General features: G+C 69.1%; 9 protein-coding genes. 2 read left to right on the top strand and 7 right to left on the bottom strand.

Annotated elements, in window-relative coordinates; genetic code table 11:
• Positions 1–16: 16 nt before the first annotated feature.
• The 4 genes from V9G19_RS26805 to V9G19_RS26790 form a co-directional block, all read right to left on the bottom strand.
• Positions 17–1,357: a TSCPD domain-containing protein gene (locus V9G19_RS26805; protein ID WP_462288423.1), complete on the bottom strand. Its 1,341-nt coding sequence runs from the start codon at positions 1,355–1,357 to the stop codon at positions 17–19.
• Positions 1,270–6,486 carry an LAGLIDADG family homing endonuclease gene (locus tag V9G19_RS26800; RefSeq protein WP_462288422.1) on the bottom strand — a complete coding sequence of 1,739 codons (5,217 nt, stop codon included), beginning with the start codon at positions 6,484–6,486 and terminating at the stop codon, positions 1,270–1,272. The genes V9G19_RS26805 and V9G19_RS26800 overlap by 88 nt, the downstream gene beginning before the upstream one ends.
• A gap of 83 nt (positions 6,487–6,569) precedes the next feature.
• Positions 6,570–7,055: a transcriptional regulator NrdR gene (gene nrdR / locus V9G19_RS26795; protein WP_462288421.1), complete on the bottom strand. Its 486-nt coding sequence runs from the start codon at positions 7,053–7,055 to the stop codon at positions 6,570–6,572.
• A 207-nt stretch (positions 7,056–7,262) separates the two neighbouring features.
• Positions 7,263–7,673 (bottom strand): LysM peptidoglycan-binding domain-containing protein, encoded by a 411-nt coding sequence (locus tag V9G19_RS26790; protein ID WP_462288420.1) that lies wholly within the window; start codon positions 7,671–7,673, stop codon positions 7,263–7,265.
• A gap of 208 nt (positions 7,674–7,881) precedes the next feature.
• Here V9G19_RS26790 and lexA point away from each other — a divergent pair, with 208 nt between their 5' ends.
• Positions 7,882–8,670: a transcriptional repressor LexA gene (gene lexA / locus V9G19_RS26785; RefSeq protein ID WP_462288419.1), complete on the top strand. Its 789-nt coding sequence runs from the start codon at positions 7,882–7,884 to the stop codon at positions 8,668–8,670.
• Here lexA and V9G19_RS26780 read toward each other — a convergent pair.
• The gene (locus V9G19_RS26780; RefSeq protein WP_462288418.1) at positions 8,645–9,541 is read right to left on the bottom strand and encodes a Sir2 family NAD-dependent protein deacetylase; all 897 of its coding nucleotides are present in this window, start codon (positions 9,539–9,541) and stop codon (positions 8,645–8,647) included. The genes lexA and V9G19_RS26780 overlap by 26 nt on opposite strands.
• Positions 9,542–9,613: 72 nt before the next feature.
• Between V9G19_RS26780 and V9G19_RS26775 the strand changes: the two genes are divergently transcribed.
• On the top strand, positions 9,614–10,573 hold the full coding sequence (locus V9G19_RS26775) for a LysR family transcriptional regulator (RefSeq protein WP_462288417.1): 960 nt from the start codon (positions 9,614–9,616) through the stop codon (positions 10,571–10,573).
• A 47-nt stretch (positions 10,574–10,620) separates the two neighbouring features.
• Here the strand turns inward: V9G19_RS26775 and V9G19_RS26770 are convergent, their stop codons facing one another.
• Both V9G19_RS26770 and V9G19_RS26765 read right to left on the bottom strand, forming a co-directional pair.
• Complete coding sequence (locus tag V9G19_RS26770) at positions 10,621–13,155, bottom strand: ComEC/Rec2 family competence protein (RefSeq protein ID WP_462288416.1); 2,535 nt, start codon at positions 13,153–13,155, stop codon at positions 10,621–10,623.
• A gap of 60 nt (positions 13,156–13,215) precedes the next feature.
• Positions 13,216–14,259: a helix-hairpin-helix domain-containing protein gene (locus tag V9G19_RS26765; protein WP_462288415.1), complete on the bottom strand. Its 1,044-nt coding sequence runs from the start codon at positions 14,257–14,259 to the stop codon at positions 13,216–13,218.
• Positions 14,260–14,294 lie beyond the last annotated feature (35 nt).

Below are 14,294 nucleotides of genomic sequence, written 5' to 3'. Positions count from 1 at the left end.
CCCTATCGCTGACCTTTCAGCTGCAGCCGCTGGTCGAGCCGCAGCCTTCGCAGACGTAGCAGGAGCCGGCGGGACGCATCTTGGTGCCGCAGGTCATGCACATCGGCGCATCGGCCGTCTTGCCTTGGAAGCGGGCGAGCAGGTCCTGGGAGGAGTGGATGTCACCGGAGACCTCGCGGGCCGATGCGGCGCCAGCTCCGGACTTGACCCGGTCGGTGTCCAGGTCGCGGCCCTCGTGCGCCGGCCGTTGGGACCGCTTCGAGGAGGCGCCGAGTCCCTGGGACAGCGACTCGATCTCGTCCTCCAACTCCTCGTCGGATTCGGTGTCGACGCTGACCGCGGCATACGAACCGGTCTCGAGCTGACGGGCACGCTCCTCGGCGGTGTGGATCCCCATGAACGAGCGAGTGTCGAAGTCCATGTAGTCCAGCGCGAGGCGCCGGAAGACATAGTCCATCAGCGACTGGGCCATCCGCACGTCCGGGTCGTCCGTCATACCGGCCGGCTCGAATCGCATGTTCGTGAACTTCTCGACATAGGTCTCCAACGGCACCCCATATTGCAGCGCCACCGAGATCGCGATCGAGAAGGCGTCCATCACGCCGGCGAGGGTCGAGCCCTGCTTGCCGAACTTGAGGAACAGCTCGCCGAGCCGGCCGTCGTCATAGGTGCCGGCGGTCAGGTAGCCCTCGGCACCGCCGACCGTGAACGACGTGGTCTGGGAGTTGCGCCGCTTGGGCAGGCGCTCTCGGACCGGGCGGTATTCGACGACCTTCTCGATGGCCGGGGTCGCCGCCGCGTCCTTGGCCCTGGCGCTTGACCCGGCATCGGAGAGCGGCTGGCCGACCTTGCAGTTGTCGCGATAGACCGCCAGCGCCTTCAGGCCGAGCTTCCAGCCCTGGACGTAGACGTCCTCGATCTCCTCGACCGTGGCGCTCTCCGGCAGGTTCACGGTCTTAGAGATCGCGCCGGATAGGAACGGCTGGGTCGCCGCCATCATCCGCACGTGCCCCATAGGAGAGATGGCCCGCTCCCCCATCGCCGTGTCGAAGATCTCATGGTGCTCCCGCCTCAGGCCGGGGGCATCGACGACGTGTCCCTTGTCGGCGATGTATTCGACGATGGCCTCGATGGTCTCCTCGGCATACCCGAGCTTGCGCAGCGCCCGCGGGATCGTGAGGTTGACGATCTGCATCGACCCGCCACCGACGAGCTTCTTGAACTTGACGAGCGAGAAGTCGGGCTCGATTCCCGTTGTGTCGCAGTCCATCATGAAACCGATGGTGTTGTGGCTGACGAATCCGGAGGCGACATAGGTGACATTCGAGGGCACGGAGAGGTCGTATGTCGGCTGCACACCGCCGTCCTCATTGGCCGCCACCGTCTCGTAGACGAAGCCGAGGGCGTGGCCGAGGCGCGCATCGCCGGTCTCGGCGAACAGCCGGGCGGCGGTGTCTCTGCTGATGCCGTGACCGCGGGTGACCGCCTGACGGACGAGGTCGCGCAACGGCGAGCCGATCGGGGCGAGCTCGAGCCACAGGTCACCGGGGAGGTGGATGCGGTCGCAGTTGCCGGATTGTGGTCCACGGACGCTCGCCACGAGCCGCGGACTTGCGCCCGCCCATGAAACCGATCTGCGTGCCGAAGCGCACGGCGTGCTGGACGTTGCGCAACTGCACCACGTGGATCGGACCGCCCCGAACCGGACCTCGTGGTGCGGGTCGTCGACGGGTAGCCGAGCGCCAGAAGCACCGTGCGCAACTCCCCGGCGAACGAGGGGGAGGCGCTCGACAGCGTCGGAACACCGTCGAGCACGGTGCCGTCGGCCTCGAACAAGCCGCGCAGGAAGGCGGCATAGATCGACCGGTCGTTGGTCTCCAGGATCGCCGCAGGGATGCGAGGGGTCCAGCCCTTCCCGGAATGGTCCACCCCGGGAAGGTTCTTGGCGAACCCGGCCTCTGTCCACCACCGCGCCAACCGCACCGACTGAAGAGTGACCTCCTGGTACCCCTGCTGCGCCGTGACGACGGGCTGGAGATTGAAGAGACCCTTCGCGAGGACACCAATGCGGTCGATGACGTCGGCGTCACCATCGGCGACGCAGAGGCGGATTCCCTTGGCGTGCAGGCTGCCGTCACCCATGAAGTAGCCCACGAGTTCGGCCAGCTCGGCGTCGACGATCGATGGGACGACGAGGTCATGGTCCCCGGTGTAGTAGACCTGATCGAGAACGGGGAGCGGCACCTCGCGTGAGTCGCCCACGAGGGTGTCGAGCTGCATCGGGACGAGATCGCCCGGGGCAACCTCGGCCATCCGCTTCCACACCCACGCGCCCGTCACCGGGTCGACGATCTTGATCCGGTGAGCGAGCGTGCCCGTGATCGAGTAGCCGGTCTTCGTCACGACCTTCCGGGTTGGCTCTTCACCATTGACGAAGAACTTTGTCGCCGTCCGCGGGCCTTCGTCCGTGGAGACGGTGAGGTCGACGTCCTGCCACTTCTCCCCCCACACGTCGCCGAGGTCACAGAGCCGCTGCAAGCCGCGATCGGTCGTGATCAGGGTGTCCCCGGTCAGGCAGCCGGTCGGCGCGAGCAGGCTGGCTTGGGCGTTGCGGAAGCCGTTCTTCTCGCCGCCCTTGATGACGGCGTCCCAGGCGCGGGTGGCGTGGCGGTGGATGTCCTCGTCCATCGCGTACTTGGTGCGCAACGCGTCGTTGGCCGCCTGGTGCTTGCGCATGACGCGCTTGTGGGCGTCGGCATTGCGGGCATAGCCGGAATAGGGGCCGACGACCGCCGCCAGTTCCGTCGAGCGCTTGTATGCCGCGCCGGTCATCAGCGAGGTGATCGCCGCGGCGAGCGCACGCCCGCCCTCGGAGTCGTAGCCGTGCCCGGTGGCCATGAGCAGGGCACCGAGGTTGGCGTAGCCGACGCCGAGCTGGCGGTAGTCGCGCGTGGTCGCGCCGATCGCCTCGGTCGGGAAGTCGGCGAAGCTGATCGAGATGTCCATCGCCGTGATGACCAGCTCTACGACCTGCTGGAAACGCTCGGCATCGAAGGTCTCGTCCTCGCCGAGGAACTTCAGCAGGTTGAGCGAGGCGAGATTACAGGATGAGTTGTCGAGCGACATATATTCACTGCAGTTGCGCACGACGACGCCGTTGGCAACGTAGGAATGGTTGCGCGGCTCGGACAGGTTGTAGGTGAGCTCGATTCCCTCGTCCGTGCGCTCCGTGAGGCGCACCGTTCGGTCGGTCACGTATGCCGTGCGGCTGGTGATGATGTCGCTGAGCGTTGCCGCCTTGCGCGAGAGCGTGAACCCGATCTGCGCGGCGAAAACATCAAGCGAGCGACCGGTGATGCGCAGGTCGTAGCCGGCCCCGTGGCGGTATCGCCGGGTCGAGCCGTCGGCCCGCGTGTGGCGGTAGCCGTCGTCGCTTGCCTCGAGGATTTGGTAGATCCGGCTGGAAATCCCGAAGGTCGACAGGAGGCGCTGCACGTCGATCAACAACGCCCGGGAGGCCGACCCCAGCCCCGCGTACGAGCCCTTGGTCTCGTTTCGCACCGCCGTTCCATCGGCGTCGAACAGCCCGCGAAGGAACTCTGCCGAAATCTCGGTGGGTGCCTGCATGATCGCCGCGGGCAGCACCTTCTCGGCGCCGAGCGCCCGGGTGACGCCTAGGCCCGCGAGGAAGCGGAAGAACTGACCCCGGCCGAGGCGCAACTGGGCCGTCCCATTGGCCTGCTCGGAGAGTTTGAGGGCCCGGCCGGCGTTGATCGCGGCGAGGAACTCCTCGTGTCGTGGGAGGATCTCGGTGCGGTCTTCGGCCGACCCGTAAATCGTGCTGACGGTCGAGGATGTCGAGCCGCCGCCGATGAGCCAGCCGAGGTAGTGCGCCAGATCGGCGCTCCACTCCTCAGGCAGGTCGAGCGTGGCTTGGCGCTCGCCCGGTGCCGGGATCCTGGCCAGCCGCGCGGCCTCCGGAAGGGTCCAGCTGGCGTTCACCGCCGGCGTCGGCAGGTCGAGGGCGAGAACCTTGTCGTCCGCCGTGAGGCCCTGCGCCTCGACGTAGCCGCGGTTGGTGGTCCAGATCCGGTGGGTGGGGGTGCACCGCAGCTCCAACCCGGAGTTGAAGCGCAGCCGCACGATCGGGTTGCGGCCGGTGATCATCCACGCCTTGGGGCTGGTCAGCTGCATGACCGCGGCCGGCGCGTCCGGATTGGTGGCGTCGTGGGTATAGACGGCGAACTCCTCACCCGCGCCCGTGCGCTCGAGCAGTTCGTCGAACCGGATCAGCCCCCGGTCGGTGTGCACCAATGTGTCGCGCGTGAAGCACGGATTCGATGCAGTGATCCGGCCCGTTTCGGGGTTGGTGTGCCAGCCGTTGATCGTGTCGTCGTATTGAATCCCCGGGTCGGCGCACTCCCAGGCGGCCTGGGCGATCGAGCGCATCAGCGTGCGGGCGTCGACCTCCTCGATGACCTCGCCGCTCATCCGGGCGCGCAACCCGAACGCACTGTCGGACTCGACTGCCGACATGAACTCATCCGTCACGCGCACCGAGTTGTTCGCGTTCTGGTACTGGACGCTGACGATGTCCTTGCCGCCGAGGTCCATGTCGAAGCCGGCGTCCCGCAGGGCGCGGATCTTGTCCTCCTCGCGGGCCTTGGTCGAGACGAACTCCTCAATGTCGGGGTGGTCGACGTCGAGGACGACCATCTTGGCGGCGCGGCGGGTCGCCCCACCGGACTTGATGGTCCCCGCGGAGGCGTCGGCGCCGCGCATGAAGGACACCGGACCGGAGGCGGTCCCGCCGCTGCTCAGCAACTCCTTCGACGAGCGGATCCGGGAGAGGTTGAGGCCGGCCCCGGAGCCGCCCTTGAAGATGAACCCTTCTTCTTTGTACCAGTTGAGGATCGAGTCCATCGAGTCGTCCACGGACAGGATGAAACAGTTGTGGACGCGCAGGTTTCCGGAGAGGTATTCGCCGCTCTCGGTCTGGATGTCGTAGACCTCCATGGGTCCGCGCGCCTCGATCCGGTCGATCTGCAGGACCTTCGTCGGCGCCGCTCCCCGGCCCGGCTTCTCGAAGCTGGCCTCGAGCTTGTCCGCCTTGACCGGGTCGATGAAACCGATGGCGTCGGCGAAGAGGCGACGGTCGCCCGCGTTCTGGATCCGCAAGGTCCAGGTGCCCTGGCGGTCCGGACGACGGTCCGCCTTGAACCCGACCCGGGCGAAGATGCCGAAGCGCAGCAGCAACGCCTGCATCCCGCGGATGTGAGCCTCGCCCACCATGTCCACCTCGACGACCGTCGAGCGCTCCCGGGCAGAGACAAAGCCCTCGGCCTGGAAGATGCTGCGCAGGTAAGCCGCGACCACCGGCAGCGGCGCGGTGAACAGGCGCTGCGGCACCTCCATCGCATTGCCCCGCGTACGCAGGCCCCAGGCGTCGATGAATTCGGTCAGCCCGGTTCCGTAGAGGCGGGTGCGCCGGCAGTCCAGCGACTCGTCCTGGGTGGTGACCTTCCGCTCGTGACGGTGCACCTCCGGGAAGACCACGTCAAGCGCGTCAGTCACCCAGGCGAGTTCGGCGGGGGTGACCGTCATGGCCTCGATCGTCAACGACCGGTTGGTCCCGGCGTATTGCCCGACGAAACCGTCGGACTGCAGCCACCCCGCGAGCGCGGCCTCGGCGATCTCTCGGCCGAGGATCTCGTCCTCCCCGAAGGCCTCACGGCGGTGCCACTCGACCATGTCCCCCGGACCCAGTGAGCCCGCCTCGACGAAGCGGCCACCGGACCCGGTTGCATAGGTCTTCCAGACCAGGTGGTCAGCGGTGACGTCGAGGACATAGCCGGCCTTGGTGTGGACCCGCAGGACGTCCTTGACCCCGTTCGCCTTCGTCGCGACGATCCGGGTGATCCCGTGCGCGTCGTGGACCTTCATGCCCACAGCATCGTCACGAACGAGTTGCCCGATCGGGACGAGACCCGCGGGCGTGCTGACCGGCGCGTCATAGGGCTGACACGCGGACACCTGCTGGGGGCTCTTGGTCCCGACGTTGAACCACACCGGCGAGTTGAACGAGAACACCTGGTGCAGCAGGGCATAGGTGAGCTCGTGCTCGAAGATCTCGGCGTCCTGGTCGGTAGCGAAGTAGCCGTGCTCGCGGCCGGCCTTGGTGTAGGTGAGCACGACGCGGTCGATCAGTTGGCGCAGGCTCGACTCACGTGCTGGCGTGCCGACGGCGCCGCGGAAGTATTTGGTCGTCACGATCGTGCTGGCGTTGACCGACCAGAAGTTGGGGAACTCCACACCTCGCTGGTCGAAGATGACCTCGCCGGTCTTCCAGTTGCTCTGCGTGACGTCGCGCTTCTCCCAGGTCACCTCGTCGTAGGGGTGAACCCCCTCGATGGTGTGGATCCGCTCGATGGTCAAGCCCTTGGGCTTGCTGGATCGAGCGGAGCCCGAACGCGCGGTCTCGGTCATGAGTGCTGGCCTCTCCTGTTGGGATCGTGCTTGATGTTTTCACCGGGCACCGACAGCCCGCGGCTTGTCGGTGCCCGGGAGTTTTAGGGCGCCCCGGTCGGGGCAGGCTCGACGCCGTCGGCGGCCCGCTCGGCGCGCAGCACGGCGATGGCGGACTCGAAGTCCTCGAGCGACTCGAATCCCTGATAGACGCTCGCGAAACGCAAGTAGGCGACCTCGTCGAGTTCGCGCAGCGGGCCGAGGATGGCCATGCCGACCTCGTGGGCGTCGACCTCGGCGTTCCCGGTGGCCCGGATGCTCTCCTCGACGCGCTGGACGAGCACCGCCAGTTGGTCCTCGGTGACCGGTCGCCCCTGACATGCCTTGCGGACGCCGAGCAGGATCTTGGTCCGGCTGAACGGCTCGCTCACGCCCGAGCGCTTGAGCACGCTCAGACTGGCCGTCTCGATCGTCGTGAACCGGCGACCGCACTCGGGGCACTGCCGCCGGCGGCGGATCTGCGTGCCGTCGTCGGTCGTGCGTGAGTCGATCACCCGGGAGTCGGTGAAGCGGCAGAACGGGCAGTGCACGAGCGGGCCTCCTGCGGCTTCCTGGGGACGAACACGTGGACGACGTGGGGATAACGTGTGGGTAACCCGGATTCCGTGTGCACTACATGTGGACGAACTACATCCGTGTAACCACTAGATATGGGAATCTAATCCCCGATTCGCGCACGCGCAAGACGACACGCGCCCCAATTTCGCGTCTCCGGGGCCCAGGGGCCTGGGGTGGCCTCACGGCTGCGGGATCACCAACTCCTGACCCGCGATGATCCGGTCGCTCTGCAACTGGTTGGCCGATTGGATCGCCGCGACAGCCTCCTGGATGGACAGCTGCGGCAGGTAGGTGACGGCCAGCTCAGACAGGGTCTGCCCGGCCCCGATGGTGATCACCCGATCCGGCGGCGAACTCGGCCCGCCCGAGCCGGCGAAGGTGATCGCCGCCGCCAAAACGGCGACCAGCATGACGGTCAGCGTCACCGCCAGCCGGCCCGTGCGCGTCACGCGCAGCGCGCCGTGGTCGCCACGACCCGTGGGCCTCGCGCTGCCGACCCGGCCGTGGGCGGCACCTCGACCGCCTGCGCCAGCGCCGACGGGCAGGCTCGCGCCTCCGATCGGGTGCATGTCGATCGCGATCGCGCTCATAGCCGAATCCCTTCCTGACGTATCCTCGAACCTTCGTTCGACGGACGTGGTACTATTTCTAGCACGCTCGTTCGAATCGTGGCAAGACACGCTCGAACAAATGTCGGAGATTGTCGCCGGTCCGCCCTAGACTTCCTCATGACCAGCAAGCCTGACAGGGACCACCGACAGCCCCTGATCAGTGCCCGACAGGGAAGGTGTGGGAGCCATGAGAGACAGCACCAACAGTGGGCAGCCGTCCATCCGACGCGGACCGGGCCGGCCGCGCAACGAGGACGTCCTACGGGAGGTTGGGGAGTTGCATGCTCTCCCCGAGTTCGAGGGAGGCGACGGCCTGACGATCCGGCAGCGTCGGGTGCTGGAATGCATCCGCACCTCGATCGACACGCGCGGCTATCCGCCGAGCATGCGCGAGATCGGGGAGGTCGTGGGCCTGACCTCGCCCAGTTCGGTCTCCCATCAGTTGCTCGCCCTGGAGCGCAAGGGATTTCTGCGCCGTGACCCGCATCGGCCGCGCGCCATGGAGGTCGTCACACCGGACGACCAGCGCGGCTACCGCGGGCAGGCGCCGAGCCGAGGCGAGGACGGCCACGACGTGACCGGCAGCGGCGATGCCCGCCCCGATCCGTCCTATGTCCCGGTGCTCGGCCGGATCGCGGCCGGGGTTCCGATCACCGCCGAGGAGGTCGTCGAGGACGTCTTCCCGCTCCCCCGGCAGATTGTCGGGGAGGGCCCGCTGTTCCTGTTGCGCGTCACCGGCGACTCGATGATCGACGCCGCCATCTGCGACGGCGACTGGGTGGTCGTTCGCCAGCAGCCCTCCGCGGACAACGGCGACATCGTGGCCGCCATGCTCGACAACGAGGCGACGGTCAAGACCCTAAAACGCGCCGACGGCAAGGTCTGGCTGCTGCCGCAGAACCCGGCGTTCTCACCGATCGACGGCGATCACGCGACGATTCTCGGCAAGGTCACGGCCATCCTGCGACGGATCTGAGCAGCGCCACCAGTGTTGGCGTGAGCGAGACGTCCAGGCGCAGGCTCGCCAGGTCATCCCCTCGCGTGGCTCGGTGGGTGACGATCGCGATCGGTATGCCGCGTGCGGCAGCGCGCCGCACGAATCGCAGGCCGCTCATCACGGCCAGCGAGGATCCGAGCACGAGCAAGGATGGCGCTGCCTCGGTCAACGCCATGCACTCGGCGACCCGTTCGGGTGGGACCGATCCGCCGAAGAAGACGACATCGGGCTTGAGCGTGTCGGCTGCGCAGACCTCGCAGACCGGCAACACGAAGTGCTCGATGGCATCGTCGGCGAGCACGACGTCCCCGTCCGGGCGAATCTGACTGCTCACTTGGGACCCGTCGGCGGCTTTGCCGACTGCCCGGTCGGCAAAGCCCGGGTTGGCGCGAGCCATCCGGGCCTGCAGCACGTCGCGGTCGACCTCAAAGCCGCAATCCAGGCACGCGACGCGCGCCAACGACCCGTGCAGTTCGATGACATCCCGGCTTCCCGCGCGCTGGTGCAGGCCGTCGACATTTTGGGTGATAACCGGCCCGAGCAGTCGGCGGTCCTGCAACTGGGCGACCGCGCGATGGCCGTCATTGGGCGTCGCGGCGGTGAACCGCTCCCAGCCGATGAACGAGCGCGCCCAATACCGCTGGCGGGCGCCCAAGGAGCCGACGAACTCGCCGTGCTGCATCGGGGTCACGCGGCGCAGCCCGTCCGGCCCGCGATAGTCCGGAATGCCCGAATCGGTGCTCATCCCGGCACCGGTCAGGACAAGGGCCGGGCCATGCGTCAAAAACGCTGCCAGGCGATCCGCGGCCTTAGTAGGTGCAGTCAGCGGGGCGCTCTCCAGCGGGCTCATCGCTCCCCCAATCCATAACATCTCGATGGAGATGCCTGACTTCCATAACGCCTTGTTATATCATGGTGGTTGATGATCGATGTGGCCGGCCTGCGCGTGATGCGGGCAATCGCGGAGGAAGGTTCCTTCACCGGTGCCGCCCTCGCCCTGGGCTTTAGTCAGCCCGCCATTTCGCAGATGGTGCGCCGCCTCGAGCAGCGCGCGGGCACAGCCCTGGTTGACCGGATCGGCCGCAGCGTCCGGCTCACCGAGGCCGGTGCCGCGCTGGCCCGGCGGGCCACCGATGTGCTCGCGGCGATCGACGCCGCCGAGGAAGAGGTTGCCGCCATCGCGGGGCTGCGTGCCGGGCGGGTGCGGCTGGCCGCCTTTCCCTCGGCGTCCGCGACCTTGGTGCCCAAGGCGCTAGCGCTGGTCAAGACCCGCTTCCCCGACGTTGCCGTCTCGTTCACCGAGGCCGAGCCCCCCGAGTCGCTCGCCGCGTTGCGGGCCGGGGAGTGCGACCTGGCGATCGCCTTCGCGTATGACGGCACCGACATCGGCCGGGGCGAGGAGGACCTGGACCCCTTCGAGACCCGCCATCTGCTCGACGACGAGGTGCTGCTCGCGCTGCCGACCAACCATCCCCTGGCCGGCCGGCGCGTCGTCGAAATCCACGAACTACAGGACGAGACATGGATCGCCGGGTGTCCCAGGTGCCGCGGCCATCTGCTGCAAATGTGCGACACCGCGGGCTTTCGGCCCGATGTCGAGTTCGAGACCGAGGACTATGTCGCGGTCGCCGGGCTGGTCGCGGCCGGACTCGGTGTCGCGCTGATCCCCGACCTGATCGTCCGCACCGCCCACCACCCCGATGTGGTGACCGCGCAGGTCCGGCCGGCCTCCAAACGACAGATCGTGGCGGTCACCACACCCGATCTGCTGCGAGTTCCAGCGGTCGAGGCCACCTTGGGTGCCTTGTGCGAGGTCGCCCATTCGGCGGACCTATTGCCGACCTTCCCGCCCGTTGCCGCCCAGCTGGACTACTACCTTTAATCCGTCCCCGCGCTGACTTCTCGGGCGCCGCTCGCGGAAAGCAGCGATCACGGTTCCGAGCGGCCCGCCGCCCACACCCTCCCACCGGTCAGCCACAGGGCGACGTCGCCGGAGGTGTCCGTGCGGCGCAGCGCCATGCCCTGGCCGGCGAGCAGCGCAAGCGTGCTCGGCGCCGGATGCCCGTAGTCGTTGTCCCGGCCAACGCTGATCACCGCCACCCGCGCGCGCAGCTGGGCCAACAGCTCGGGGTCGAGATTGCTTGAACCGTGATGGGCCACCTTGAGGACCTCGAAGTCGGCGAGCCGAGCCCAGGCACGCGGATCTCGTCGCAGGCTCAGCAGCACGGCGTGTCCCGCCTCACGCTCGATGTCCCCGCACAACAGCAGGTCGAGATCGCCAACCCGGACATCGAGAACGACGCTGGCGTTGTTGGGGACTGACCCCTCTGCGATGATCCGCTCCGGCCAGAGCACGTGAGCCTGGACTCCTCGCCACGCCAGGTCACTCCCCGCCCGCAGAATCCGGGTCGGTATGCCGCGGGCGCGCGCCAAACCCTGCACCTGCCGGACCGCCCACGCCGGGTCAGCGGCCGGCGAAACGAGAATCTCGCCCACAGCGCGACCGGCCAGGGCGCCGGCCAGGCCGCCGACGTGATCGGCGTGGAAGTGCGTGAGCACGATCGCGTCGAGCGTTCGAACCCGCAGCCTCCGCAGGCAGTTATCGATCAGCCGCGGCTCCCCGCCGACGTCGACGAGGACGGCGCTCGCCGGCCCGGTGCGCAGCACGAGCCCGTCGCCTTGGCCGACATCGCAGGCGACGAACTGCCAGGCCGTGGGGGGCCACAGTAGCGGCGCCGTCGGTGCCGTTCCCCCGGCGAGCAGGGCGACACCCGTGCCGGCGAGCAACGGCCGCCGCAACGACTCGTGCACCGCCCGCGGACCGCAGACGAGAATGGCCACGGTCAGCGCGGCGAGACCCAACGCCCCAAGTGCGCTCCCCGGCCACGGGATACTGCCCCAGCTGACCTGCGCCCCCCGGTGGGCCACCGCGGCGATGCCAAGCGCAGGCACGGCCGGTATCCAGGCCGCCACCGCAGCCGCACCCGGCCAGATCATGCCGAGGAGGAGAACGCCCGCGCCGCCCAAGGTGACCGGCGCGACCAGCGGCGCGACGAGCAGGTTGGCCGGCAGCCCCACCAGGCTGATCGATTCCTGCAACAAGACCACGACCGGAGCGCAGGCGATCTGGGCGGCCACCGGGATGGCCAACGCCTCGGCCAGGATGCCGAGGCGGCGCGGCAGCACCCGACGCAGCGCCTGCGCCCACGGCCGGACGAACAGCAGCAGGCCCAAGGTCGCCAGGGCAGACAAGGCAAACCCATACGTTCGGGCCAGCCACGGATCGATCACGAGGAGAACGACGATCGCCGCACCGAGGGCCGGCAGACCCGCCGCCCGACGCGACCCATGCATGCCGAGCAGGCCGACGGCCCCCATCGCCGCGGCCCGTATGACGCTGGGCTCCGGCCGCGCGATGAGGACGAACATCGCAAGCAGCACGGCCAGCGTTGGCGGCCGCCACCGCCTGGGGACGCCGGACACCCGCAACACGACCACGCCTGCCCCGAGCAAAATCGCCACGTTGGCGCCGCTGACCGCAGCCAGGTGCGACAGTCCGGTGGTGCGCATGTCGGCAGTCAGCTGGGGCGGTGATCGCGACGTGTCGCCGACAACGAGCGCCGGAACCAGGCCCTCCGCGTCTGCTGGCACACCGGTCAGCGCATCCCGCAGCGCCGCCCGCGGATGCTCGGCCCAGGCGAACGGCCACGGCGCCGGGGCGGCCCGCTGGGGCGCCGCCAACGCCCGAGCGGTCGCGACCACGTCGTCGGCTGGTTCGACCGGGCTGAGGCGCACTCGCGCGGACACACGCTCGTGCCACTCGAGCTGCGCCCACCGAGGGTCGGCGATGACAACCACGGGCGCCCGAACCCGCACGCGCTGGCCCCGACCGATCGCCTCCTCGACCCGCAGTCGCACGAACACCCGTGGCGGGCGATCCTCCCTCGGTCGCCGCTCGATCACCGGTTCGCCGACGACGACACCACTCACGCTGACCACCGCTCGCTCGGCGGCCCAGTCATCCAGGGGGCCGGCTTGGCGCGCGGCGGTTGTCGCCGCGATGCTGACGAGGACACAACTGGTCGACGCCGCTGCGGCGGCAAGGACCAGCCACGCCCGCGACCAACGTCCGTGGCGCGGGCGGGCACGGACGACGCCGACGGCGGCAAGGATTATCGATGCCGCGGCCGTCAGGGCAATCCATCGGACCGGCCGCCCAAGCGCGAGCGCGCCGGCCACCCAGGCGAGGAGCGCCGGCAGCAGCAGGCGCAGGTCCGCCCGAGCAGGCACCGTCACCCGAGCCCGAGGCGGCCGGACCCGCCGGACATGACCTCGAGCGTCGACCGCGACACATCCGTCGGCAGTCATCGCCGCGACCACCGTGGCCGGGTGCTCGTTCGGTGCCTCCCGGGTCGCTGCCTCCCCGGGCGGCGCTTCCCCGGTCACTCCGTCGGTCGGCTCCACTGCAGCCGTCGTCGCGGACCGGGCGGGGGACGTTGGCACCGTTCTCGCGTGACCGCGCGACTACACGGTGACGAGCGGACGCAGTTGAGCGAGCAGCTTCTCGCCGATGCCCGAGACCTCACCGAGCTCGTCGACCGCGGTGAATCGGCCGTGCTCGGTGCGCCAGGCGAGGATCCGGCCGGCGAGCACCGGGCCGACCCCGGGCAGCGTGTCCAGCCCGGCGATGTCGGCGGTGTTGATGTTGACGGCAGCCCCGCCAGCACCCGCAGCTCCGGGCGTCGCACCGCCCGAGCCGCCCGCTTGACCGGCAGGTGGTGGCGAGGGCAAGCTCTGGCCCGGTTTGGGGACGATGATCTGCTCGCCGTCCACCACGAGCCGCGCAAGGTTGACCGCGCCCAGGTCGGCTCCCGACCGCGCTCCGCCCGCTTGCTTGATCGCGTCGACGACGCGCGAGCCGGTCGGCAAGTCGACGACTCCCGGATGGCGGACTTGACCGACGACATGGACGACGACCAGCGCAGGTGCACCCGGGGAAGCGGACCCTCCGGCCGAGACCGCCGCTGTGCCGGCGCCGCCGGTCGGCCCGGCCGCTGCGAAGGTTGAGGCACCCGATCCGGCCGTCCCCGATCCCGAGGCACCGTTTGCGCTGTCTTCCTCGGACCCGACGACCTCACCCGATGCCACCGGCGCGCCGGGCTCTTGCGCCCGCACCAGCCGGACACCGAAGATCGCCACCACCCCCACGACTACGGCGATCAGCGCGAGCACTGCCGGTCGCGCGGATGCCAGCCGGGCCTGGGCCAGCCCGGTCGGCACCCGCACCCACGACGGCGATCCGGCGACCTCTGCTCGGGCGTGGCGCCCGGCTCGGCTCGATGTTGTCGTCGCCGTCGATGGCAGATCGCGCCCAGCGTGTCGTGGCTCGCTGCCCTCCGCCTCCCGCACGGTGTCTCCCGGGTCGAGCAGGTCACCTCCAAGGTCGGGCACGTCGCCTCCCGGGTAAGTCACGTCGGCGCCCGGGTCAGGCTCCCACCCGGCCGGCAGCCGCTCGGCCAGGGCCGCGGCTAGGCGGTCGGTGGCTTCGTTGTGTCGGCTTCGGGACATACCCCGACGCTAAGGACGGTCGCGCCGATTTACCA

Origin of the sequence: Nostocoides sp., assembly GCF_037045025.1 — a bacterium.
In the GTDB taxonomy this organism is placed as follows: Bacteria; Actinomycetota; Actinomycetes; order Actinomycetales; family Dermatophilaceae; genus Nostocoides_A.
The sequence above is the reverse complement of the archived record's forward strand: the minus strand, read 5'-3'. Positions and strand labels throughout refer to the sequence as shown.